Source organism: Flavobacterium arabinosi (assembly GCF_048158725.1).
GTDB lineage: Bacteria > Bacteroidota > Bacteroidia > Flavobacteriales > Flavobacteriaceae > Flavobacterium > Flavobacterium arabinosi.
This window is the reverse complement of the sequence record NZ_JBLNKX010000001.1, coordinates 458,203-482,301: the sequence shown is the minus strand read 5'-3', so window position 1 is coordinate 482,301 and position 24,099 is coordinate 458,203. Positions and strand designations below refer to the sequence as shown.

The 24,099-nt window shown below is 35.1% G+C and carries 22 protein-coding genes; 10 read left to right on the top strand and 12 right to left on the bottom strand.

Annotated elements, in window-relative coordinates; translation table 11 throughout:
- The first annotated feature begins 32 nt into the window (after positions 1-32).
- The 9 genes from atpG (at position 33) to ACM55K_RS01900 (ending at position 8,607) form a co-directional block, all read left to right on the top strand.
- Complete coding sequence (atpG, locus tag ACM55K_RS01940; protein ID WP_416848554.1) at positions 33-893, top strand: ATP synthase F1 subunit gamma; 861 nt, start codon at positions 33-35, stop codon at positions 891-893.
- Between the two features lie 90 nt (positions 894-983).
- The gene (locus ACM55K_RS01935) at positions 984-1,427 is read left to right on the top strand and encodes a GNAT family N-acetyltransferase (RefSeq protein WP_416848553.1); all 444 of its coding nucleotides are present in this window, start codon (positions 984-986) and stop codon (positions 1,425-1,427) included.
- 74 nt (positions 1,428-1,501) lie between these two features.
- On the top strand, positions 1,502-1,930 hold the full coding sequence (locus ACM55K_RS01930) for a hypothetical protein (RefSeq protein ID WP_416848552.1): 429 nt from the start codon (positions 1,502-1,504) through the stop codon (positions 1,928-1,930).
- A 38-nt stretch (positions 1,931-1,968) separates the two neighbouring features.
- Positions 1,969-3,435 (top strand): lipopolysaccharide biosynthesis protein, encoded by a 1,467-nt coding sequence (locus ACM55K_RS01925; RefSeq protein WP_416848551.1) that lies wholly within the window; start codon positions 1,969-1,971, stop codon positions 3,433-3,435.
- 165 nt (positions 3,436-3,600) lie between these two features.
- Positions 3,601-4,035, top strand: a complete 435-nt coding sequence (dut, locus tag ACM55K_RS01920; RefSeq protein WP_416848550.1) for a dUTP diphosphatase — start codon at positions 3,601-3,603, stop codon at positions 4,033-4,035.
- Positions 4,036-4,102: 67 nt separating this feature from the next.
- On the top strand, positions 4,103-5,113 hold the full coding sequence (locus ACM55K_RS01915; protein WP_416848549.1) for a sugar phosphate nucleotidyltransferase: 1,011 nt from the start codon (positions 4,103-4,105) through the stop codon (positions 5,111-5,113).
- Positions 5,114-5,149: 36 nt separating this feature from the next.
- Positions 5,150-6,499, top strand: coding sequence for a tetratricopeptide repeat protein (locus tag ACM55K_RS01910; protein WP_416848548.1), 1,350 nt, complete (start codon positions 5,150-5,152; stop codon positions 6,497-6,499).
- Positions 6,499-7,272 (top strand): lipoprotein insertase outer membrane protein LolB1, encoded by a 774-nt coding sequence (gene lolB1 / locus ACM55K_RS01905; protein ID WP_416848547.1) that lies wholly within the window; start codon positions 6,499-6,501, stop codon positions 7,270-7,272. The genes ACM55K_RS01910 and lolB1 overlap by 1 nt, the downstream gene beginning before the upstream one ends.
- 24 nt (positions 7,273-7,296) lie before the next feature.
- Positions 7,297-8,607: a murein hydrolase activator EnvC family protein gene (locus ACM55K_RS01900; RefSeq protein WP_416848546.1), complete on the top strand. Its 1,311-nt coding sequence runs from the start codon at positions 7,297-7,299 to the stop codon at positions 8,605-8,607.
- Positions 8,608-8,727: 120 nt separating this feature from the next.
- Here ACM55K_RS01900 and ACM55K_RS01895 read toward each other — a convergent pair whose 3' ends face one another.
- The 5 genes from ACM55K_RS01895 to ACM55K_RS01875 form a co-directional block, all read right to left on the bottom strand.
- Positions 8,728-9,723 carry a transglutaminase family protein gene (locus tag ACM55K_RS01895; protein ID WP_416848545.1) on the bottom strand — a complete coding sequence of 332 codons (996 nt, stop codon included), beginning with the start codon at positions 9,721-9,723 and terminating at the stop codon, positions 8,728-8,730.
- Between the two features lie 6 nt (positions 9,724-9,729).
- Positions 9,730-10,683 carry an alpha-E domain-containing protein gene (locus ACM55K_RS01890; RefSeq protein WP_416848544.1) on the bottom strand — a complete coding sequence of 318 codons (954 nt, stop codon included), beginning with the start codon at positions 10,681-10,683 and terminating at the stop codon, positions 9,730-9,732.
- Positions 10,684-10,727: 44 nt separating this feature from the next.
- Complete coding sequence (locus ACM55K_RS01885) at positions 10,728-12,164, bottom strand: circularly permuted type 2 ATP-grasp protein (RefSeq protein WP_416848543.1); 1,437 nt, start codon at positions 12,162-12,164, stop codon at positions 10,728-10,730.
- Between the two features lie 465 nt (positions 12,165-12,629).
- On the bottom strand, positions 12,630-13,472 hold the full coding sequence (locus ACM55K_RS01880; protein ID WP_416848541.1) for a polysaccharide deacetylase family protein: 843 nt from the start codon (positions 13,470-13,472) through the stop codon (positions 12,630-12,632).
- A 15-nt stretch (positions 13,473-13,487) separates the two neighbouring features.
- Positions 13,488-14,513: a hypothetical protein gene (locus ACM55K_RS01875; protein WP_416848540.1), complete on the bottom strand. Its 1,026-nt coding sequence runs from the start codon at positions 14,511-14,513 to the stop codon at positions 13,488-13,490.
- Positions 14,514-14,850: 337 nt separating this feature from the next.
- Between ACM55K_RS01875 and ACM55K_RS01870 the strand changes: the two genes are divergently transcribed.
- Complete coding sequence (locus tag ACM55K_RS01870) at positions 14,851-17,493, top strand: MGH1-like glycoside hydrolase domain-containing protein (protein ID WP_416848539.1); 2,643 nt, start codon at positions 14,851-14,853, stop codon at positions 17,491-17,493.
- Between the two features lie 123 nt (positions 17,494-17,616).
- Here ACM55K_RS01870 and ACM55K_RS01865 read toward each other — a convergent pair whose 3' ends face one another.
- The 7 genes from ACM55K_RS01865 to ACM55K_RS01835 form a co-directional block, all read right to left on the bottom strand.
- Positions 17,617-18,066 (bottom strand): c-type cytochrome, encoded by a 450-nt coding sequence (locus tag ACM55K_RS01865; RefSeq protein WP_416848538.1) that lies wholly within the window; start codon positions 18,064-18,066, stop codon positions 17,617-17,619.
- Positions 18,067-18,069: 3 nt separating this feature from the next.
- Positions 18,070-19,194, bottom strand: a complete 1,125-nt coding sequence (locus tag ACM55K_RS01860) for a PQQ-dependent sugar dehydrogenase (RefSeq protein ID WP_416848537.1) — start codon at positions 19,192-19,194, stop codon at positions 18,070-18,072.
- Positions 19,195-19,370: 176 nt separating this feature from the next.
- Entirely contained in the window at positions 19,371-20,561 is a 1,191-nt protein-coding gene (uxuA, locus tag ACM55K_RS01855) for a mannonate dehydratase (RefSeq protein WP_416848536.1), read from the bottom strand.
- Between the two features lie 32 nt (positions 20,562-20,593).
- Positions 20,594-21,406 (bottom strand): SDR family oxidoreductase, encoded by an 813-nt coding sequence (locus tag ACM55K_RS01850; RefSeq protein ID WP_416848535.1) that lies wholly within the window; start codon positions 21,404-21,406, stop codon positions 20,594-20,596.
- Positions 21,407-21,421: 15 nt separating this feature from the next.
- On the bottom strand, positions 21,422-22,258 hold the full coding sequence (locus tag ACM55K_RS01845; RefSeq protein WP_416848533.1) for an amidohydrolase family protein: 837 nt from the start codon (positions 22,256-22,258) through the stop codon (positions 21,422-21,424).
- A gap of 10 nt (positions 22,259-22,268) precedes the next feature.
- On the bottom strand, positions 22,269-23,066 hold the full coding sequence (locus ACM55K_RS01840) for an SDR family oxidoreductase (protein ID WP_416848532.1): 798 nt from the start codon (positions 23,064-23,066) through the stop codon (positions 22,269-22,271).
- Between the two features lie 19 nt (positions 23,067-23,085).
- Positions 23,086-24,099 (bottom strand): zinc-binding alcohol dehydrogenase family protein, encoded by a 1,014-nt coding sequence (locus ACM55K_RS01835; RefSeq protein WP_416848531.1) that lies wholly within the window; start codon positions 24,097-24,099, stop codon positions 23,086-23,088.

Below are 24,099 nucleotides of genomic sequence, written 5' to 3'. Positions count from 1 at the left end.
ACTTATACTTAAATCTTCATACTTACAAAACAATGGCAAATTTAAAGGAAATCCGTAATAGAATTACTTCCGTTTCATCTACGATGCAAATTACATCGGCAATGAAAATGGTTTCTGCAGCAAAGCTAAAGAAAGCACAAGATGCAATCACAGCAATGCGCCCTTATGCCGAAAAATTAACGGAATTATTGCAAAATCTTTCTGCTACACTTGAAGGTGATGCAGGTGGAGAGTTTACAACACAACGTGAGATCAAAAAAGTGTTACTAGTTGTAGTAACTTCTAATAGAGGTTTGGCAGGTGCTTTTAATACGAATGCAATTAAAGAAGCTAAAAACCGTGCTGAATTTTACGCAGGCAAGCAAGTTGATATTTTTGCTATTGGTAAAAAAGGAAATGATGTTTTGAGTAAAACACTTTCGGTTGTTGAAAACCAAAGTGCTATTTTTGATACATTGACTTTTGATAATGTTGCTAAGATTTCAGATATGTTGACTGAGAAATTCGTTTCTGGAGAATATGATAAAATTGAGTTGATTTACAACCAATTTAAAAATGCTGCAACACAAATCGTTCAAACAGAACAATTTTTGCCATTAGCACCTATAAAATCTGATCTTACAGTTTCAACTGGCGATTATATTTTTGAACCTTCAAAAGAAGAAATCGTGTTAACTTTGATTCCAAAATCATTGAAAACACAATTGTATAAAGGAATTCGTGATTCATTTGCTTCAGAGCACGGAGCGCGTATGACTGCGATGCACAAAGCAACTGATAACGCAACTGAGTTGAGAAATCAATTGAAATTGACTTACAATAAAGCACGTCAAGCTTCCATTACTAATGAGATCTTAGAGATTGTTGGTGGTGCTGAAGCATTGAATGGATAATAAAGTATTGATTCAAAATATATTCTAAGAGCCAACCATGTGTTGGCTCTTTTTTTGTTTAATTTTATAGTTTAAAACACAATAGGAAGAATGCAATTAGAAATTAAGGAATTGACCACGTTAGATGAAATGCTTAGCAATATTGAAGTAATGCGTTTTTTATATCCCACATTTACTTTAGAAAAATATGGGTCCTATCTGGTTGAGATGATTCCGCATAATTATAAGCAAGTAGCTGTATTCGAAAATGGAATTTGTGTGGCTGTTTCAGGATTTTGGTCGGGAACAAAACTTTGGTCTGGAAAATACATCGAAATCGACAATTTTATCGTTCATCCCGAACATCGCTCTAAAGGTTTGGGGAAAATGATGACAGATTATATAGATGCAAAAGCCAAAGAAACGGGTTGTACCATGATTGTTTTAGATGCTTTTACGGGAAATTTTACGGCACACCGCTTTTATTACAACCAAGGATATGTCCCAAAAGGATTTCATTTTCTGAAAATTTTAAACGAAGAAGGATTAAGTTAAATTCCCAAACGATGAAACGATGTAAAAGGATTTTGCTTTTTTTTATACTTACAATCAGCTTAACTTTTTGTGCTATGAAACCAGAACTTCAAACAGAATTCCCACAAGATATAAAATCAGTTTATTTCCAGAAGTGGACTGGTGGACAGGAGGGAAGCGGTATTGATTTTTATATTGAATTTGCAAAACCGCTTTCTAAGGAAATTGAACTGGATAAAATCTATTTTAAAAATCAGGAATCCAATTTTGAACAAGTTTCCAAAAATACTTTTGTAGCTCATTTTTACCAAAAGAATATGAATCAGGATTTAATCTTGGACAGTGATTCTAAAAAAGAATATGGTAATAAAGCGCCAATCATAATAAAACCTAAATTCGATTTAAAACCAAATGAAGCTTTATTGGAATATACGGAAAATAACAAAACCTTATTTTTCAAAATAATGAATCCCAAAGAAAACCCAACTATTGCCCATCCATCGATGAATAAACCAAAGAATTAGTTATTTTTGTTTTTATAAATATAAACAGATAAATCATTTTGGGATTATATAAAAGCCTTTTCAAACAAACAGCAATTTATGGACTAGCTACGGTTATACCTAGAATGTTCAGTTTTTTACTAGTTCCACTTTACACTGATTTATTGCCAAAAGCCGAGTATGGAAAAGTCTCCATAATTTTCGCTTGGATGATCTTTTTCAACGTCATTCTTGCCTACGGAATGGAAACCGCTTTTTTTAGATTTTATAATAATGAAACTAACAAGAAGTCCGTTGTGGAAACTACTATGGTTTCAATTTTTTGGACCTCAATTTGTTTTCTGTTTGTTGCACTTTTATTCCGAAACACATTAGCACAATGGTCAGGAATAGACACGCAATATATTACGTACACGATTTGGATTTTAGTATTGGACGCATTAGTAATTATTCCGTTTTCAAAATTGAGAGCGTATCAAAAACCAATGGTTTATGCCGCAATCAAAATTGGAAATGTTGTAATTAATCTTTCTTTAAGTGTTTTCTTTTTACTCTTTTTACCCAAAATTGCGGAATCTCATCCTAATGGTTTTTTAGGTTCTTTATACATTGAAAACTTCCAGATTGGATATATCTTTTTAGCTAATATCATTTCCAGTTTATTGACATTTGTAGTACTGTCGCCAGATTATGTTTTGTTAAAATGGAAATTTGATACAGCTCTTTGGAAGCGAATGATGCGATATGGATTGCCTATAATGTTCGCTGGAATCGCATTTGCCATCAACGAGCAGTTCGATAAAATTTTGTTGGGGAGATTATTGCCGGCAAATATTGCTGAAGCCGAAGTTGGGGTTTATTCTGCTTGTTATAAACTGGGATTATTCATGGTTTTGTATCGAACCGCCTATACTTTAGGAATAGAGCCTTTCTTTTTTAGTCATGCTTCTAATACTAATGCACCGCAAACGTATGCCACAGTGACTAAATATTTTGTCATTTTTGGCTCTTTTATTTTATTGGGAGTAATTGTGTTTGCCGATATTTTAAAACAGCTTATGATTCGGGATACTTCCTATTGGGAAGCCATGAAAGTGGTTCCGCTTATTATTCTGGCTAATTTTTTCCTCGGAATTTACACGAATCTTTCCGTTTGGTACAAACTGATCGACAAAACCTATATTGGGGCCTATATCTCCATTGTTGGCGCTATAATAACATTGGTGTTAAACTATATGCTCATCCCTACAATGAGTTATTATGGGTCAGCAATCGCTACAATAGCTGCCTATGGTAGTATGATGTCTATTTCCTATTATTTAGGAAATAAATATTATCCAATACCTTATGATATAATGAAAATAGGAGGATATCTTGGTCTTTCAATAGGATTTTCGGCTATTTCATTCTATGGTTTCAGAGAAAATTATTTTGTTGGAATTCCATTACTACTCGCATTCATGTATTTTATATATTACAACGAAAAAGAAATGTTAACCAGAATTTTGAACCGAAAAAACAACTAGAATTTAACTTAATCAATTTTAGGAGCCATTTCCTGCTTTTTGCTATATCTTTTCTTTTTAAATAAAAAAAGAAAAGGATGCCGCTTCAATCAGGGCTATGACCAAAAGAATCCAAAAACAATATGTACGGACAAGTCGTGAGTTGTCCCTTCAAAACAAGAAACAATGACAATAAAAATTATCAATAAATCAGAACATGTTTTGCCAAACTATGAAACCATAGCTTCGGCAGGAATGGATTTAAGAGCAAACTTAACGGAATCAATAACCCTAAAACCATTGGAAAGAGCCATTGTAAAAACAGGTCTTTTCATAGAATTACCTATAGGTTACGAAGCGCAAGTTCGTCCAAGAAGTGGTTTGGCTGCCAAAAAAGGAGTCACGGTTCTCAACTCTCCCGGAACAGTTGACGCTGATTATAGGGGTGAAATAGGTGTAATTTTAGTAAATTTATCCAACGAAGCTTTTGTAGTCGAAAACGGAGAACGCATCGCGCAACTTATCATCGCAAAACACGAACGTGCGGAGTGGATAGAAGTTCAGGAATTAACCGAAACTTCAAGAGGTGAAGGCGGTTTTGGAAGTACAGGAGTGAAATAAATTAATTTAATAATTCAAAGATTTAATAATTCAAAGATTTTTCAATCTTTTAATATAAAAATAACAAATGAAAATAATTGTACCAATGGCTGGGCGAGGTTCCAGATTAAGACCACATACATTAACCATTCCTAAGCCATTAATTCCTGTAGCCGGGAAACCAATCGTTCACCGTTTAGTAGAAGATATTGCGGGTGTTTTAAATCAAGATATTGAAGAAATTGCCTTTATTATCCACGAAAGTTTTGGTAAAAAAGTAGAAGAGGAATTAATAGCTATAGCACAAAAATTAGGCGCCAAAGGAACGATTTATTATCAAAACGAGGCACTTGGAACAGGCCATGCCATTATGTGCGCCAAAGATTCTTTGAGCGGACCGGCTGTTATTGCTTACGCCGATACTTTAATTCGTGCTGATTTCGATTTAGATCAAAATGCGGACAGTGTTATTTGGGTAAAACAAGTAGATCATCCGGAAGCTTTTGGTGTGATAAACTTAAACGAAGCGAATGAAATAGTCGAACTGGTGGAGAAACCTGCGGCATTTGTTTCGGATCTTGCCGTTATCGGAATTTACTATTTTAAAGATGTCGCCGTTTTAAAAAACGAACTTCAATTGGTATTGGATAATAATATTATTCACGGCGGAGAATATCAAATTAACGATGGAATAAAGCAAATGATGGCAAAGGGCATGAAATTTGTACCGGGTAAAGTAGACGAGTGGATGGATTGTGGAAATAAGAATGTAACCGTGGAAACGAATTCCAGAATGTTAGGGTTCTTACACAATGACGGCATACATTTGGTTGACTTTAATGTTAAATTAGAAAATTCAACCATTATTCCGCCATGTTATATTGGGGAAGATGTCATATTGATAAATGCAACTGTTGGACCTAATGTGTCATTAGGAAAAGGATGTCATGTATCAAACAGTACAATAAAAAATAGCTTGGTGCAAACCCATTCTCATATTAAGAATGCGAATTTGGATAATGCGATGATAGGGAATCACGCCAGTTTTGACGGTAATTTTACAAATATAAGTATCGGAGATTATTCGGTGTTGGAATAATTGTATCCAAAGTGACGAAATGGCAAGAAACATTCAATGAAAAAAGGAGCTTTCATAATTCTGTTTTTGGTTTTGCAATGCAATTCAACTTTGCTATTGGCGCAAACCGAACCGGAAGAAATTAAGCAGGAGAAAGATCAGTTTCAGGAATTTTTTTATGAAGCGTTGCTTCAAAAGGGGATTGAAAATTATGACAAAGCAATTAAAGCTTTGGAACAATGTGTAAAACTCCAACCCAATAATGCTACAGTCTATTTCGAATTAGGAAAAAATTATTTGGCATCAAAAGATTATGGAAATGCATACAATTCATTTGAACATGCCACACAAATTGATCCAAAAAACAGATGGTTTTGGGTGGGAATGTATGATGTGAGTTATGAAACCAGCAATTATAATCAAGCGCTGATAGCCATCAATAAATTAATACCATTTGACGAAAAGTACAAAGAGGATTTAACATCGCTTTATATGGGGACCAAGCAATTTGACAAAGCGCTTGATCTCATCAATGAATTGAATGCCACTTTTGGAAAATCGGAAAGAAGGGAATTATATAAAATGCAAATTTTATCGGAAGGGAAATTTCAAAATGTTGAAGAGTCCAATTTAATAGCACAAATCGATAAAAATCCAAAAGAAGAATCTAACTATATTGAGTTGATTAATTTGTATTCTAGGAATAATGAAACGGAGAAAGCATTTGAAATAACCAAAAAGTTAGCGGTGGCAATTCCAAATTCTGAATGGGCGCAAGTGAGTTTGTTCAAAGTTTATTTGGATAATAATGAAGCTCCAAAAGCTATAAATGCGATGAATATTTCTTTGGCCAGTGCCAAAATAGATTCAAAGATAAAACACAGAATGTTGAATGAATTTTTGATTTTTGTGGATAAAAATCCTCAATATTCCTCTGATTTAGAGAAAGCCATTTCCTATTTCGATATTGATGCTACAGTTGATGTTGCCAAAGAAATTGGAAAATATTATCATAGTAAAAAGCAATGGGACAAAGCCATTACGTTTTATGAACGTTCTTTAAAGAATGGTTCGACAGAAGATATCGAAACGAATTTGCTTTTGCTTCAAGCGTACACTGAAGTAAAACAGTTTGATTTGGTTGCCAAAAAAGCCATGACAATGATTGAAACATTTCCTACGCAACCGCAGTTTTATTATTATTCGGGTTTAGCGAACAATCAATTGAAGCAATTTAAAAAGGCCAAAGAGATACTCGAAATGGGATTGGATTATTTGGTAGACGACATAACATTAGAAACAAATTTCAATATCCAGCTTGGAGAGGCATATAACGGTTTGGGCGATTTCAAGAAAAAAGAAATGTATTTCTCCAAAGCCAACGAATTATTAAAACAAAAAAAATAATGAAAAAAATTTCAATACTACTAGTACTTGCAGTCTTTATGGCTTCGTGTAAATCGAAAGCTATTGTGGCAGAGGCTAGTGTAAAATCAAACTATTTGACTGCTGATAAAATAATAGAAAATCATTACAACAATAAAAACAATTTTTCTACATTATATATTAAGTCCAATGCAAGATATGCAGATGAGAAACAAACTCAAAATGTTACTGCCGAAATAAAAATAAAGAAAGACCAACAAATCTTGATTAGTATTCGGTTTTTGGGAATTACAATGGCAAAAGCATTGATTACGCCAACTGCAGTTAACTATTATGAAAAAATAAATGGCAGTTATTTTGAAGGAGATTTCAAAGGATTGAGTCAATGGTTGGGAACTGATTTAGATTTTAATAAAATCCAAAATATGTTGCTTGGCGATGCAATTGATGATTTGAATAAAGGAAAATACACAGAATCATTAGTGGAACAGACCTATAGATTGGATGATGTTTCTAATGACAATACGAAAAAATCGTTCTTTTTTGATACGGAGAAATTTTTGGTCAAAAGACAGGAAATAAAACAATCTGCTGAAGACAGAATGATTCAGGTAGCTTATTCCGATAATAAAGTGTACAATGAAGCAACATTGCCTTCAAATGTGCTAATAAATACAGTTCAAAAGAAAGGTAAAACGGAAATTAATTTAGATTACAACAGTGTAACGTTCAATGAAGAACTTTCTTTTCCTTATAGTGTTCCAAATGGGTACAAAAGAATTATAATTAAGTAAATTTGCAAAAAATATTTTTTTAATATGCCAAAATTTCTCCTAAGCCTAATTTTTATAAGCTTGACTTCACTAATGTGGGGTCAAACAACACAGCAAGAAAAATTAGAAGAACGAAAAGCTCAGATTCAAAAAGAAATTCGCGAAAATGAAAAACTATTACAAACCGTAAAGAAAAAAGAAAAAACGGCTGTAAATGTAATTGTTATTCAAAGCAATAAGATAAAGCTTAAAGAAAAACTGATCAACACTACTGAAAAGCAAAAAAAGCTTTTGGGGAATGATATGTATATTAATCAGGTGAAAATTAATAAACTAAAAAAAGAACTGGAAATCCTTAAGGCTGATTATGCTGAAATGATTGTAAAGTCTTATAAAAGCCGTTCTGAGGAAAGTAGAGCGATGTTTTTATTGTCTTCCGAGAATTTTTTGCAGGCCTATAAAAGGGCTCAGTACATGAAGCAGTACACGAATTATAGGAAAATGCAAGGCGAAGAAATAAAGACGAAAACGGGAGAACTTGTCGTGTATAATGGAAAACTGAATGTGCAAAAAACGGCGAAACAAAAACTTATTGCCGAAAATGAAAAAGAGCGTTTGTCATTAGAAAAAGAGCGACAAGAGCAAGAGAAATTAGTCAAATCCATTAAGAAAGACAAAAGCAAGATTCTTGCCGAAATAAAGAAAAAACAACAGGAATCCAGATCGATTGATAGACAAATTGACCGATTAATTCGTCAAGCAATTGCTGAAGCTAATAGAAAAGCTGCAATGGAAAGAGCTATGGAAAAAGCAAAAGCCGAATCGCTGGCCGGATCAAAAACAGAAAGTAAATCGGAAATAAAAACAAGAGCTAAAGAAATTGTTTCTTCATCTTCGGTATCTTCCTCAAAAATAGAACTGACTGCAGAGACAAAATTAATTGCTGATAATTTTAGAGCCAATAGAGGGAAGTTACCATGGCCGGTAGAAAAAGGATTTGTGTCATTGGGATATGGAGATCAGGCGCATCCTGTTTATAAAACCTTAGTTATCCACAATAGTGGGGTGGAAATCACTACTGACCAAGGATCGAGTGCTAGAGCTGTTTTTGGAGGAGAAGTGACCAGTGTAATTGTTTTATCTCCAATAAATAAAGCGGTAATGATACAACACGGGGATTTTTTTACGGTTTATCAGAATTTAAGTTCTGTGTTTGTCAACAAAGGGGATAAAGTAAGCACCAAACAAAGCCTTGGAAAAGTAAGGACTAATAGCGAAGGAAGAACCATAATTAAATTTTTAATTCTTCAAAATACTACCTATAACAATCCTCAAAGTTGGTTGTATAATATGTAATAACGGAATGGAGTCGAAGTAGATTCGGATCTTATATTTAGCTAAAAAAGCGAATCAAAAAGTAATAATTTGATTCGCTTTTTTTTGTGCCAAATAACTTGATTATTGTTGCTGTTACTGTTACTGTTGCTGTTGTTGTTGCTGTTGTTGTTGTTGTTGTTGTTGTTGTTGTTGTTGTTGCTGCTGCAGTAACTCTATGTAATCCAATTGTTCCTGGAGTTCTATGGAAACTTCTTCGAGTTGTACATCGTTTATATCTTCAAATTGTCTTCCGTCTTCGTAGCCTATCGAAACGCATACAGAAAGTGTTTGTCTGGAAAGTCCCTTGAAGGTTCCTTTTACTGGAGTACAATCATAGAAATTGCGACCTACAGAAAGTTTTACGTGATTGTCCATGGTCCAGATATTGTTAGTAGGATCTAAACCAAGCCAGCCCTGTTTTGGAGTGTAAATTTCTACCCAGGCATGTGTGGCGCCTTCGCCTCTGAGTCCGCTTTCGTTAGGGCAAATATAACCGCTCACATATCGAGATGGAATTCCTGCCGTACGCAAGAGTTGTAATAGAGCATGCGCGAAGTCTTGGCAAACCCCTTTTCTAATTTCTAAAATCTCGTCGACCGTGGTTTCGATATTAGTAATTCCTTTGGTATATTTAAAATTTGTAAAAATATATTGATTGCATTGTTGCGCAATTTCTATAATGGGTTTGTCAATACAGTTTATTTCGTCCAAAATTGCATTGATTTCGTTTTGCTTTTTAATAGTTTCGGGATAGCAAAGTCGTAGTAAAGAAATATTTTTTTCTTTTTCTTTTGCCAAATCCTTTACCGTAGTATGATCTATTTCCGGTATTTTAAGCGAATGATTGACACGAACTAACATTCGTGATTCGATAGTCATTTCAGTATGAGCTTCCAATGTATTAAAGTTGCCCACTCGATTACCGAAATAATCCTGAGAAATTTCTACTTCAGGATTATTCGTTATTAAAAGCTGGTATTGAAGTACATCTTGGTTATCAAAATGGTGTGGGAATAAACGAATCTCATTTATACTTTCTTTTATGGGCCAGTTGTATTGGTATTTTGTGATGTGAACTATTTTAAAAATTGCCATTTTATATTACGTATAAGAGAAAAATAATTTAGAAAAATCTGTCGAAAACTGTATCAATTGTGTTCTGGTATTGTTGAGTACGTCTTCTAATTCTTTGTTGGTAAGATGATGATAATCCGTAAATTCGACAGAGCTTTTGAGTCTTCCAAATTGATTGTGCAATGTTCTTGCTTCGCTCAGATTATTGTCTTTAAACAAGTTGTTCAAATAGGTGTCTATTAATTCCAAAGTGTAAATCACAGAATGTGCAAAATCTCTATTGAAAATAACCTGTTGCACCACTTTGCGATTGTGCGGAATATTACTGTAACTTTTTAAGTATAATTCGTAGCCTGAAAGGGAAAGTAATAATCTTCTCCAATACAATAAATCTTCATTTCCATCAAGATTATACTGAATAGGAGCGTAGTACGCTTGGGTTAGAGAAATGGTTTGCAGACATCTTTCTATATGTTTACCAATACTTGAAAAACACCAACCCAATCCTCTGGGCATTGTAACCTGAAGAATGCCATTGTACAACAAAAAATCTTTATTGAGTTTGCTGATAATATTACTCGCATCAGACGTTTCTAATTTTTTTGGTAAGTCGGGTGAATTCATGAAGTGATACAAAGAATTGATGTGTTCCCAAAGTTCTTTTGTAATTTTATCTTGGGAACCTCTCGCATTTTCTCGTGCTTTGATAACGAGATTCTTTACTGAATTATGGTTTGGACTTTCGCAGATGATATACTTTAGAACGAAGTTTGTGTCATATTGTACTTGATTTATTTGTTCCATTGACAAATCAGTGTAGTATTCCAATAATGGTTTGTACCCTTGAGAATCATTCGTTTCTTTGTCAAAAGACAAGATATAAAAGGTGTTTAGGGTAAGTAACATTCCATCTGTTCTTTCCATATATCGGTTGAGCCAAAACATTCCGTCTGCAACTCGGCTGAGCATATTTACTTTCATTTTGTTTACTTTTTAAAAAGGTACAGCATTATTAGACCTTTAATTTATTTTACTATCCAAGTATCTTTACTTCCTCCACCCTGTGAAGAATTAACTACTAATGAGCCTTCGGTAAGCGCGACTCGGGTTAGTCCACCAGGAACTATTTTCACGCCATTTGGGCCACACAAAGCATACGGTCTTAAATCGACATGACGCAGTTTTAGTTCTCCATCGATAAGACAAGGAACAGTGCTGAGTTGAATGATGGGTTGTGCAATGAAATTACGTGGATTACCCACAATGGCAATTTTTGCATTATCTAATTCCTCTTGGGTAGCCTTATTTCCCATAATCATTCCATAGCCACCACTCTGATTGGTTTCCTTGATCACCATGTTTTCCATATTGGCAAAAACCATTTCTCTTTCGTCCAGATTTTCCATTCTGTAGGTTGGGACATTTTTTAGGATTGGCTCTTCGTTCATGTAATATTTTATCATGTCCGGTACATAAGCGTATACTGCTTTATCATCGGCGACACCGTTTCCTACTGCATTAACTAAAGCTACATTTCCTTGTTTGTAAGCACTTATAAGTCCTGGAACGCCCAGCGTACTATCTGGTTTGAAAACCAAAGGATCAAGATATTCGTCATCTAAGCGTCTGTAAATAACATCTACTTGTTGAAGTCCTGAGGTGGTTTTCATATAAACTTTATTGTTGTTTACCACTAAATCTCTTCCTTCTACCAAAGGAATTCCCATTTGTCTAGCTAAAAAAGTATGTTCATAATACGCCGAGTTATAAACTCCCGGAGTTAATAATACGACATTGGGGTTAGCGATATTTCTTGGAGATAGCGAAACCAGAATGTTATGAAAAATCATCGGGTAATTACTGACCATACTCACATGATTGGAGGTGAGCATTTCCGGAAAAATACGTTTAGTTATTTCTCTGTTTTCAAGCATGTAACTCACGCCACTTGGGCAACGTAAATTGTCTTCCAGTACATAAAACTCTCCTTTTGCTCCCCGGATTAAATCTATTCCTGCAATGTGAACATGAATGTTGTGTGGTACTTTAATCCCATGAACTTCTTGGATATAGTGCGGACAAGAGGCGATTAATGAAGCTGGAATGATACCTTCTTTTATAATAAGCTGTTCGTTATATATGTCTTCCAAGAATAAATTGAGTGCTTTTAGCCTCTGTTTTATTCCGGATTCTACTTCGTTCCAGTCTTGTTGGGTAATGATTCTTGGAATGATATCAAAAGGAAAAATTCTTTCAATGCCTTGATTATCGTCACTATAAACGGTAAAAGTGATTCCTTGATTCATGAAAAAATCAGAAGCCTGCCTATGTTTATCGTTTAGTTTTTCGTGATTTAAGCTTTGCAATGTTTGCAATACTTGACGGTAAGATTCCCGAACTCCTTCATTGGAAAACATTTCGTCCCAACCATTTGGGTTTAAATTAGGCATCAATTTCATCATAACACATATTGTTAAAAAATTAAATTTTTATACATTTTATTATAAAAAATGCATCTTTAAAGCTAAAATAGCAATTTAATTTTTATATAAATAAGGATTAAGTGACTAATTAATAATTTTTATAGCATTCTTTTTTTGGCAATTGTTTTTTGACAATTATTTTGTTTTGCAATGTTGTTTTTTTTGATTTCGCAGTCTAAAAAGCATTTTTTGATTGGTCAACCCCATGAAATGTAGCACATGAGGGTTTGTTACTTGAAAAAATGAATAAATATTTTGTAAAAAGGAGGGTGTTTAAAATAAAAACAAAAAAAGGGTGATTGCTATTTGTAAAAAAGTTGGGTCAATTTTATGCTGCAAATTGAACGACAGTTTTTAATTCGAATCAAAAGAAAAATCCCAGTTATTAATTAGATTTAATAACTGGGATTAGAATTTATTTTTATGTAAATAACCGTATTTTAATTATTTATTAAAAGAAGATTTTATAGCTTTCATTACACTTGGAGTTGACCATTGACCAGCCACGATAATACGTCTGATGGTGTATAGCGGATCAATTGAATCTCTTTTGGTAGACAAGATAAATGCCATTTGGTATCCGCTCTTTTTTATTTCGGGAATAGCCGCTTTGTTCCATAAACCAAAAGGATAAGCAAAATAAGTCACTGGTTTACCAATGATGTCTTCGAGTTTATTTTTGGGTTTTACCAATTGATTGTCCCAGTCTTCTCCTGCATATTTAGTTACCATGTGATGATCCCAAGTATGCGCTGCAACAGTATTTCCGCTGTCAGATAAACTTTTAATTTGCTCTTTTGTCAAATAGTTAGGGCGGTCGATAGAAACGGTCATTACAAAGAATACTCCTTTGAAGCCGTATTTTTTCATTTCGGTAGCGCCTATACTGTATTGTTCTCCACGCGTATCGTCAAATGTAATCATTACTGGATTTGCAGGCAACGGAGCATCATGAACTAAATATTCATATAATTGATCGGGTAAAATGCTATGATATCCTTCGTCTGACAACGCTTTCATTTGTTGTGCAAAATTAGCTGGAGTTACGGTATAGGTTTTTGTCATTTCACCGGCATTGGCACTAAGCTCCTTGATATTATGATAACATAATATAGGTACTTCTTTTTTGGAAAGAATTGTTGCTAAGTCAGCCATTTCTTTTTTAGGAGCAATTTTTTCAACAGGCGCATTAACTTCAGTTGTCTCCTTTTCTATTTTACTTGGTTTAGAGTTACAACCAACCAATAAAAATAGACCTATAAAAACTAAAAATGAAATATTTTTCATAATTCAAAAAGTGTATTATTGGTATTGAATATAGATTGGTTTAGGGGTGAATTTTATCAACTCTGCCGGAGTGTACATTACCCAATTTTTTCTAATATCATTTTTATAAAACAATTTGAAACCGGTAAACTGAACGGGTTCTCTATAAATATAACTCATGTAGCTATCTTTTTTCAAGACTTTATCGCCAAAACCATCCATATCCATTACAATTTGAACTTCGGGTACTTTCTTGATTTCTTTATAATTTTTTACCATTCCTTGCGTAAAACGGTGTACAACCAATACTTTGGGAGTCAGTTTGTTTTTACGCACGATGTTTGCCAAAATGTCAATGGCGTCATTAATATCAGCAGCAGTAAAATTTCCGATTTTAGAACCAGGACGTTCACCGTTTTTCATTGAAAATTCGGGATCAATTCCCAAATGTACATTTGGTAATGCAAGATATTGCTCCAGTTCGGCTACTTCGGCTTTAACGGTGCTGTGTCCCACTTGAATATCTAAAAACACTAAGGCGTTAATTGGCTTAGCCCAACTCAAGATAGTGTCTATTTGTTTAAAAGGCATTCGCATTCTGTGTTTGTTGTCTTTGCCAGGCGCGCCTTGAGCAGTGACTGCGATATAATGCAATGCAGGAATTGTTTTTACTGATGGATCTGCTGCCTGCCATTTGGCTATTTCGCCCTGTAATTTTTTAATCATTTCATTTCTGGGAAGTTCACCTAAGATCCCCATTCTTGTGGAATATAAATTTCCATAATAAGCAATAATACGATTGTATGGCAAAAGTGCTCCTGGCAAAGGATAAGGTGTTTTTACGGGCCATTTTCCTGTTGTATCATTATTGCTTAACGCCAACATTCTTTTGTTATAGTCAGTGGTATCAATGGTAAGAACTTCTTTTTTTGCTAAGGTATCAGGCTGTTTTTCTATTTTTTTTTCTTCTCCGTTTATTGAATCAGCGGCTTTACCACGATTACAACTAGATACAAAAAATAAAAAGGGAAGTATAAGTAATGCGATAACTGGCTTTTTCATAAATAAACGTTTTTAGTTTTCAATGCAAATATAAAGTATTTTGTGTGCGGCTTGTCAATTATAATGATATCTAAAGGCTATTTTTTTATATAATTCACGGATTCAGTTTGCGAATTTAGGGTTGTCAGAATTTTAATAGGAATTGGATTGTAAAGAAAATTTATTTAGGTTAAAACGTGTAAAATTCTTTTTTATGCGAGTCTTCAATCTTGAATTGAAATTTTAAAACGATTAAAAATAGTTTATTAATATTTACAGCACAGGATTTTTACAGATTAATTAGTTGTTTTTAAAACGTATTTATATAAATTGCGAATTACAAATTAATTAAAGTGGTATGTCAGAAATAGATGCAGAACGGGCGCGGTTAAAATTAAGGAAGGATAATAAAGGCTGGAAAAAGTGGGGGCCTTATTTAACAGAAAGACAATGGGGAACGGTTAGGGAAGATTATTCACAAAATGGTGATGCCTGGAATAATATTACCCACGACATGGCACGTTCCAAAGCGTATCGATGGGGTGAAGAAGGCATAGGAGGAATTTCGGATAATAAACAGCACATTTGTTTTGCTTTCGCTTTTTGGAACCATAACGACCATATTTTAAAAGAACGGTTTTTTGGTTTGACAGGAAACGAATCAAACCATGGAGAAGATGTTAAAGAATTATATTTCTATCAAGATTCTACGCCTACCCATTCGTACCAAAAGATGCTCTACAAGTATCCTCAGGCTACTTTTCCCTATGAAAAACTGGTTCACGAAAGTAAAAAACGAACGCGTCTTGAACCGGAATATGAATTATTAGACACAGGAGTTTTCGATAAAGATGCCTATTTTGATATTTCTATTGAATATGCAAAAGCGGATGAACAAGACATATTAATTAAAGTTACGGTAGAAAACAGATCCAATAAAGCAGCTGCTTTGACGGTTTTGCCAACTCTTTGGTTTAGAAATACCTGGTGTTGGGGGTATGAAAAATATAGTCATAAACCAATATTAACGGGTATTGGAAACTCCATAATTGAAGTAAATCATCGTTTAGTAGGACATTTTAAATTATACGCTGAAAATGCAAAAGAAATTTTATTCTGTGAGAATGAAACAAATTTTGAAAGGCTATATAACTCGCCTAATCCTACACATTATACTAAAGATGGTATAAATGACTATATAATAAATAATGATAAAGAAGCCGTAAATCCAAATCACATTGGTACAAAAGCTTCGGTAAAATATGACGATGTAATTCCTGCTAACGGGAAAAAGGTCTATCGTATGCGATTTACGAATCAAACCCCAAGTGATGCTTTTGTGGATTTTGATTCTATTTTTGAAAAACGACTTTTTGAGGCCGATGAATTTTATGCCAGTCTTCAAAAAGGAATTGAAGAGGAAAAGTTGAGATCTGTACAACGTCAAGCGTATGCTGGAATGCTTTGGACAAAGCAATGGTATTATTATAATGTGCTTGAATGGATAAAAGGCGATCCATCCATGCCAAAACCTGATTTGAATAGAAAGAATGGACGAAATAGTTCTTGGAAACACATGTATACTTCCAATATTCTGTCGATGCCCGATAAATGGGAATATCCTTGGTTTGCGGCATGGGATTTAGCATTTCATACGTTACCTCTAGCTCGTCTTGATCCTGATTTTGCAAAAAGACAATTGTCTGTTATCTTGAGGGAATATTACATGCATCCTAATGGTCAAATACCAGCCTACGAATGGTCATTTTCAGATGTAAATCCTCCAGTCCATGCTTGGGCAACTTGGAAGGTTTATGAAATTGACAAGGAAATGAATGGCGGAAAAGGAGACATTGTTTTCTTGGAACGCATTTTCCATAAATTATTATTAAATTTCACATGGTGGGTGAATCTGAAGGATGAAGGAGGGAATAACATTTTTGGTGGTGGATTCCTTGGAATGGATAATATTGGAGTTTTTGACCGTTCAGCAGCCTTGCCAACTGGCGGACATTTAGAGCAAGCTGATGGAACTGGTTGGATGGCGATGTACAGCTTAAATATGTTGCGAATTGCTTGTGAAATCTCTCTTGAAAATCCTGTTTATCAAGATATGGCTTCTAAATTCTTCGAACACTTTTTGCATATTGCTGGGGCCATGCAGACCATCGGTGGTGATCAATTAAATCTTTGGGATGAAGATGACCAGTTCTACTATGACATGCTTCACAAAGAAAATGGTGAGGCCGAACTTTTAAAAGTGCGTTCCATGGTAGGGTTAATCCCTTTATTTGCGGTCGAAGTTTTAAACGCTGAATTGTTAGAAAAATTACCAGATTTTAAACGTCGTGTCGAATGGGTATTGAATAACCGTCCTGATTTAGCAAGTTTAATCTCCAGTTGGTATCATCCCGGAAAAGGCGAAACCCGTTTGCTTTCCATTCTTCGTGGTCATCGAATGAAAATGATCATGAAGCGAATGTTTGATGAAACAGAGTTTTTATCCGATTTTGGAATTCGTTCGTTATCCAAATATCATAAAGAACATCCTTATAAATTTACCTATGAAGGAGGAACGGTTCAAGTCGATTATACCCCCGCCGAGGCTACAGGAGATATGTTTGGCGGAAATTCAAATTGGAGAGGCCCTATTTGGTTTCCAATGAATTATTTGATTTTAGACTCTTTAGAAAAATTCTCGAGTTATTATGGAAACGACTATGAAGTTGAATTCCCTACAAACTCAGGACAAATGATGAGTATAAAACAAGCTGCTGAAGGAGTCTCCAAGCGATTATTATCTCTTTTTATTCCGGATAGCAACAAGAAAATTCCAATGTATGGTGAATACGAGAAGTTTCAAAATGACCCAGTTTTTAACAAAAATCACTTGTTTTTTGAATACTTTGACGGGGATACCGGGAAAGGTTTAGGCGCCAATCACCAAACAGGTTGGACTGGACTGATTTCAGAAATTATCCGACAGTTATATGTGAAATAAGAACGAAAATCTAAAATAAAAAAGACGATTAGCAATGATCGTCTTTTTAAAATATTTTTTTATAAGTCTTGAAATTTTGAATCAAAACCTATTTTTTTAGGCTAAGCCAAATGCTGATCTGATTTACTCCTTAATTGCTGCCACTTCTTTTTCGGTAACTATTTTACTTTGTTTGTTGCTCCAGGATTTCATTATATAATTCATTACATCAGCCACTTCTTGATTAGAAAGTCCCATGGCTGGCATGCTGCTATTGAACTTCTTTTTATTAACAACAATTTCACCACTTTGTCCAAATTTAACAGCATGGATACTTTGAACTCTTTTTTTTGTGAGCCAGTCAGAACCGTCTAGAGGAGGGGAATTTTTAGTATCCCCTTTGCCATTCGCACCATGACACTGGATACAAAAATCAGTATAGATTTCTTTTCCAGGCATTTGGTTTTGTACAACCACTTTATCTTTATTTGTATCAGTGGCAACAATATAGTGGTTTTTGGGAATGGGATTTTCAAAGTAAAAGCATCCCAATAAAAGCAGGCTAAATCCAATAAATAGTTTACTTGTCAACATAGATTAATTAGGTATAATTCTGAGTATTCCTTTTCCTTCAACCGCGATGTAAATATAACCGTCCGGACCTTGTGCCACATTGCGCAAACGCCCAATGTCTGTGGCAATTTTTTGTCGCCCGATCACTTCGTCACCTTTCAGTTTTACCAATTCAAGATATTGAAATTTTAAGGATCCAACAAGTAAATGCCCTTTCCAATTAGGATAACGGTCGCTGGTTACAAATGCCATTCCGCTTGGTGCAATGGAAGGCAACCAATAGTAAATGGGTTTTTCTATTCCTGGTTTTTCCTTTTCTGTGCTAATAGTAGTTCCGTCATAATCGATGCCATAAGTAACTACTGGCCAACCGTAATTGGCTCCTTTTTTTATGATGTTGATTTCATCTCCGCCTTGAGGCCCGTGTTCGTGTGCCCAAATGGCTCCTGTTATCGGGTTTTTTGCCATTCCTTGCGGATTTCTGTGGCCATAGGAATAGATGGCTTCCTTCGCTTCTGCCTGTCCTACAAAAGGATTGTCTTTTGGGATGGTTCCATCATCATTTAATCGGTATATTTTTCCGCCATCGCGTTTGATATCTTGTGGATTTACGAAGTGGTTACCGCGCTCTCCTGCTGAGAAGTACAAATAACCGTCGTTATCAAATGCAATTCTGGAACCAAAATGTTGGCCTTTTGTGGTGTTGGGAGTAGCTTTATAAAGCGATTCTATTTGGGTTAGACTTCCGTCCACTAATTTTGCTCGAATGAGTTTAGTATTGCCGCCTTCACCCTCACCTTCACTGGAGGCATAGGTCACATACAACCAACCATTTTTAGCATAGTTGGGATGTAAAACGATGTCTAATAAACCACCTTGTCCACGAGAATATACTTTGGGAACATTTTTTATTTCGGTTTTTATGCCGTTTTTGATTTGGTAAAGAACACCGCTTTTTTCTGTAACCAGCATCGTTCCATCAGGCAACCAAGTCATTCCCCATGGTATTGCAATATCAGAAGCGACTGTTTCAAGAGTATAATTTTTTACTTCTTCCTGAATGGAAATATCGTTTGGTTTTACTTGAGCTTCGCAACTGAAAAAAATGGAAGAAAGAATTGAAAGTGTAACCAGTGTGATTTTTTTCATGAGTTTAATTTTAGTCCTGTTTGAATAGAAATCTTTTTTAAAGATAGTAAAAACAGAATCTAAAAAAGCAATCATTTTTTAAACTTTGATAAAAAATGATTGCATAGGTAGAGGTAAGTGTTTTTATTTCAGTTTGTTAGATAGGATTATCACACAAAGCATCAGATAAAACAATTTTAATTAAATAAACTTTTTTTGATTCCCATTTCTAATCCTCGTAATTCAGCAAGACCGCGTAAACGACCGATTGCAGAATAGCCGGGATTTGTTTTTTTATTTAAATCATCCAACATTTGATGTCCGTGATCAGGACGCATTGGTATTATATTTTTTGTTTCTTTTTCTTTGTTCAGTATTGCTTTTACAACAGCAAACATATCCACATTACCTTCTAAATGATTGGCTTCATAAAAACTTCCGTCACTTTCTCTTTGGGTACTTCTCAAATGAATAAAATTCATTTTATTACCATGACGATCAATCATACCGGCAAGATCATTATCTGGTCTTACTCCATAAGAGCCGGTACACATCGTAAAACCATTTGAAGGAGAATCGACAACGGCTAACATTGCTGTCAAATCGGCTTCGGTACTTACTACTCTCGGTAAACCAAGGATTGGAAATGGAGGATCATCCGGATGAATTGCCATTTTTACCTGAACACTTTCAGCAACTGGGATGATTTCTTTCAAGAAATAATAAAGATTTGCTTTTAGTGTAGCAGCGTCAATGTTTTTATAAGCGTCTAAAACCTTCAGAAATTCTTGAACACTATATGCTTCTTCGGCACCAGGTAAACCTGCAAGAATATTTTGCTGTAGTTTCGCTTTGTCACCTTCGCTCAATGCTTTAAAACAAGCAGTTGCAGCAGCAATTCTTTCCGCTGAATAATCTTTCTCTGCTTCGGGTCTTTTAAGAATGAATAAATCAAAAGCCGTAAATTGATTGATGTCAAATCGCAATGCTTTTGACCCATCAGGCATTTCATACGCTAAATCAGTTCTGGACCAATCCAGAACGGGCATGAAATTATAACATACAGTATATATTCCGCAAGCAGCAAGGTTTTTGATGCTTTGCTTGTAGTTTTCAATATATTGAAGGTAATTCCCTGTTTGTTTTTTAATGTCTTCGTGTACCGGAATACTTTCCACAACAGACCATTGAAGGCCAGTTAATGTAGAGTCAACATCGGAATTTTTAAAAGTAATTGTATCTTTTCTTTTTAAAATTTCGGCTATTTCCCATACTTCTCCATTAGGAATATGATGTAATGCAGTCACTATACCAGTAGCTCCAGCTTGTGCTATATCAGATAATTTTACTGAATCATTAGGTCCGAACCATCTCCATGTTTGTTCCATTTGCTTGTGTTTATTTATATTTTTTACTTTTTTTATATACTTGAAACTCCAAATCCACCGTCAACATTTACAATAATTCCGGTAATGAATTTTGAAGCATCGCTACATAACCAAATTAGAGTTCCACCCAAATCTTCTGGATTACCAAATCTTCGCATTGGCGTTTGCTCGATGATTTTTTTTCCTCTGGCTGTTAAACCTCCGTCAGGTTCCAACAATAAAGCTCTATTTTGCTCTCCAATAAAAAATCCTGGCGCTATCGCATTTACTCGTATTCCTTCACCAAATTTAGTAGCCATTTCAACAGCCATCCATTTGGTAAAATTATCGATTGCTGCTTTTGCCGCGGAATAACCCACTACGCGTGTCAATGGACGTTGCGCTGTTGCAGAAGAAATATTAATTATTACCCCTTGTTTCTGGTTAGCAAAAATTTCTGAAAAAACTTGTGTTGGCAATATAGTACCAATAATATTTAAGTCTAATACTTTTTCTAAATCTACAGTCGGCATATTAAAAATAGTATTGTCCGGAGCAATAGTTGCTCCTGGGACATTTCCTCCTGCAGCATTGATTAAAATATCAAGGCGCCCGTATTTTTCTAGTATTAAATCTTTTACTTTTTCAAGTGATGTTTTGTCCAGTACATTGGCAGCTACAGCAAAAGCTTCTCCACCATTTGCCTTTATTTTATTAACTACGATATCGGCTTTGGTTAAAGTTGATCCCATTATCACTGCTATCGCTCCGGCTTTCGCCAAAACTTCCCCCATTTGACCTCCTAAAACCCCAGATCCTCCAGTAATTAAAGCTACTTTTCCTTTTAAATTGAATAAATTATCCATGTTATATTATTATTTTTATTGATCGAGTTTATAAAAAGCATTGGCATTGCCATACCAAATCAGTTCTTGCTCCTGAGTTGGTAATTGCGAAATATATTCCTCCAGCGTTTTTACAACCTGATTATAATTTGCGGCAAGATTGCAAACGGGCCAATCAGAACCAAACATTAGGTTTTCTTTCGAAAAATTTTCAAAAATCACATCGAGATACGGTTTTAGATCGTCCGCTGTCCAGGAATACCAGTTAGCCTCAGTCACCATTCCTGAAATTTTACACATCACATTTTCTGCTTTTGCTAATTCCTGAATGTTCTCTTTCCATAATTGAATTGCTCCCGATTTTATGTCAGGCTTTGCAATATGGTCCAATACAAAAGCTTGCTCCGGAAAACGATTGACCAAATTTATTGCTGCAGGTAACTGGCGATGAAAAACGAGAATATCATAGGTGTAATCAAACTCTTTCAATCCACTTATGCCGTTACGAAAATCATTTCTTAGCATAAAATCATCAGATTCTCCCTGTACTACGTGCCTAAAACCTTTCAGCTTTTTTTGAGTTGAAAAAGTAGCTAGTCGATCTGCGATATTCTCATCTAATAAATCTACCCATCCTACAACACCTTTGATGAAATCATTTTTTGCCGCTAAGTCAAGCAGAAAATTAGTTTCTTCTTCCGATTGGCTTGCCTGAACGGCAACACAGCCAGAAAATTTATTTTCGTTCAGTAAAGGCAGCAGATCTTCCGGCAAAAAATCTTTTTGAATTTTTTGCATAGATGCATCAATCCAACTATCCCGTACAGGATCAAACTTCCAAAAATGCTGATGGGCATCGATACGTTTATGCATAAAGCTTTTTCTAATTTACATCATTAATTAATGATCTGTCCAAATGTACATATCCTCCGTCTACAAAAACGAATTGTCCGGTAGTGTGCGAAGAACGATCAGAGACAATAAACAACGCAGTATCGGCTATTTCTTCAGGGCTTGTCATCCTTGCCTCAAACGGTATGCTTTTATTTATTTTTGCCAATACCATTTCGCCGTCCGGTAGTGTTTTTAACCAATCATCATAAGCAGGAGTAAAACTTTCTGCAATGATAATAGCATTAGAGCGGATATCATATTGAATTAAATCAACTGCCCATTCTCTGGTTAGACCCAATACACCACCTTTTGCGGCAGCATATCCTGAAGTTCCTCCCTGTCCTGTTAAGGCAACTTTAGAACCAATATTAAGTATATTACCTTTTGATTCTTTTAGATACGGAAGCGCATATTTGGTTAGTAAAAAGTAGCTTACCAGATTCAGTTTTAAAGAGTCCATAAACTCCTCATAGCTGGCATCTAATCCTGCTCCATCATTTACTCCGACGTTATTGATAACGGCATCTATTCGTCCGTATTTTGCAACAATTTTTTGTACAGCAGCTTCCATTTGCTCCGGATTGGTTACATCCGTTTGCACAAATAAGGAATCCAAACCTTTTTTTTGAAGTTCTTCGGCATAACCGAAACCTCTGTCGTTACGGTCTACAAGTACAGGAATTGCACCTTCATCAGCCAGTCTTTTTATGATGGTCTCACCAATGCTTCCTTCTTTTCCTGCTGATCCTGAAACGACTATAATTTTACCTTTTAATCTTAAATCCATACTATTTTAGTTTTTAAGTTTAATCCAGTTCTATTAACGCTTTGATGACGTTATTTTTTGGATCAATCCACTTTTCAAATTCAGTTATCATTTCTGTGAAAGGAGCCCTGTGGGTAATGTATTTTTTTGGGTCGATTTTACCGTTTTTAAGGCATTCGATCACGTATTGAAAATCATCTTTTGTTGCATTTCTACTGCTCATTAAAGTTGATTCGCGTTTGTGAAAATCTGGGTGGCTAAAACTAAGTTCCCCTTTTTGCAGCCCCACCAAAACAAATCGTCCACCATGGGCGATGTAATTAAAAGCGCTGTTCATAACATTACGGTTACCGGTTGCATCTATAACAACTGTAGGCATATCACCGTTTGTGATTTCCATAAGTCTTGCAGTGACATCTTCATTTGCAGGATTTATGGTGGCATCAGCATGGAGTTCTTCTTTACAAAAACGCAGCCTGTATTCATTAATATCCAACGCGATTACTTTTGCGCCAGCTATTTTGGCAAACTGTATCAGACCAATTCCTATAGGACCGGCTCCCATAACAAGTACCGTATCCTTTGCATTTACGGCAGCTCTTCTTACTCCATGAGCAGCTATCGCTAGTGGTTCAACAAGTGCCAGTTGATCGTAATCCAGTCCTTCACCATGCAATAAATACTGTTCAGGAACGGTAATGTATTCTGCCATTCCCCCATCGATATGAACTCCAAAAACCTTAATTTTTGCACAGCAGTTCGTAAGTCCGTTTCTGCAAGCCACACATTCACCACAATGAAAGTAAGGTATGAAAGTTACCTTATCACCCGGTTTGTAACCTTCAGCTTCACCTTCAATGTATTCGGCAGCGAGCTCATGTCCTAAAATACGTGGATATTCAAAATAAGGTTGTGTTCCACCAAAAGCATGGATATCTGTACCACAAATACCTATTTTTTTAATCTTTAATAATACTTCACCATCCTTGCGTACCGGCATGGGTTTTTCTTTTAATTCAAACTGATGGGGTTGCTCACATACAATGTATTTCAT

What these genes read in the sequence shown, in the direction of transcription:
- atpG (WP_416848554.1), top strand. Translation starts at nt 33, where the DNA reads ATGGCAAATTTAAAGGAAATCCGTAATAGAATTACTTCCGTTTCATCT.
- ACM55K_RS01935 (WP_416848553.1), top strand. Translation starts at nt 984, where the DNA reads ATGCAATTAGAAATTAAGGAATTGACCACGTTAGATGAAATGCTTAGC.
- ACM55K_RS01930 (WP_416848552.1), top strand. Translation starts at nt 1,502, where the DNA reads ATGAAACCAGAACTTCAAACAGAATTCCCACAAGATATAAAATCAGTT.
- dut (WP_416848550.1), top strand. Translation starts at nt 3,601, where the DNA reads ATGACAATAAAAATTATCAATAAATCAGAACATGTTTTGCCAAACTAT.
- ACM55K_RS01915 (WP_416848549.1), top strand. Translation starts at nt 4,103, where the DNA reads ATGAAAATAATTGTACCAATGGCTGGGCGAGGTTCCAGATTAAGACCA.
- ACM55K_RS01910 (WP_416848548.1), top strand. Translation starts at nt 5,150, where the DNA reads ATGAAAAAAGGAGCTTTCATAATTCTGTTTTTGGTTTTGCAATGCAAT.
- lolB1 (WP_416848547.1), top strand. Translation starts at nt 6,499, where the DNA reads ATGAAAAAAATTTCAATACTACTAGTACTTGCAGTCTTTATGGCTTCG.
- ACM55K_RS01900 (WP_416848546.1), top strand. Translation starts at nt 7,297, where the DNA reads ATGCCAAAATTTCTCCTAAGCCTAATTTTTATAAGCTTGACTTCACTA.
- ACM55K_RS01895 (WP_416848545.1), bottom strand. Translation starts at nt 9,723, where the DNA reads ATGGCAATTTTTAAAATAGTTCACATCACAAAATACCAATACAACTGG.
- ACM55K_RS01890 (WP_416848544.1), bottom strand. Translation starts at nt 10,683, where the DNA reads ATGAAAGTAAATATGCTCAGCCGAGTTGCAGACGGAATGTTTTGGCTC.
- ACM55K_RS01885 (WP_416848543.1), bottom strand. Translation starts at nt 12,164, where the DNA reads ATGATGAAATTGATGCCTAATTTAAACCCAAATGGTTGGGACGAAATG.
- ACM55K_RS01880 (WP_416848541.1), bottom strand. Translation starts at nt 13,472, where the DNA reads ATGAAAAATATTTCATTTTTAGTTTTTATAGGTCTATTTTTATTGGTT.
- ACM55K_RS01875 (WP_416848540.1), bottom strand. Translation starts at nt 14,513, where the DNA reads ATGAAAAAGCCAGTTATCGCATTACTTATACTTCCCTTTTTATTTTTT.
- ACM55K_RS01870 (WP_416848539.1), top strand. Translation starts at nt 14,851, where the DNA reads ATGTCAGAAATAGATGCAGAACGGGCGCGGTTAAAATTAAGGAAGGAT.
- ACM55K_RS01865 (WP_416848538.1), bottom strand. Translation starts at nt 18,066, where the DNA reads ATGTTGACAAGTAAACTATTTATTGGATTTAGCCTGCTTTTATTGGGA.
- ACM55K_RS01860 (WP_416848537.1), bottom strand. Translation starts at nt 19,194, where the DNA reads ATGAAAAAAATCACACTGGTTACACTTTCAATTCTTTCTTCCATTTTT.
- uxuA (WP_416848536.1), bottom strand. Translation starts at nt 20,561, where the DNA reads ATGGAACAAACATGGAGATGGTTCGGACCTAATGATTCAGTAAAATTA.
- ACM55K_RS01850 (WP_416848535.1), bottom strand. Translation starts at nt 21,406, where the DNA reads ATGGATAATTTATTCAATTTAAAAGGAAAAGTAGCTTTAATTACTGGA.
- ACM55K_RS01845 (WP_416848533.1), bottom strand. Translation starts at nt 22,258, where the DNA reads ATGCATAAACGTATCGATGCCCATCAGCATTTTTGGAAGTTTGATCCT.
- ACM55K_RS01840 (WP_416848532.1), bottom strand. Translation starts at nt 23,066, where the DNA reads ATGGATTTAAGATTAAAAGGTAAAATTATAGTCGTTTCAGGATCAGCA.
- ACM55K_RS01835 (WP_416848531.1), bottom strand. Translation starts at nt 24,099, where the DNA reads ATGAAATACATTGTATGTGAGCAACCCCATCAGTTTGAATTAAAAGAA.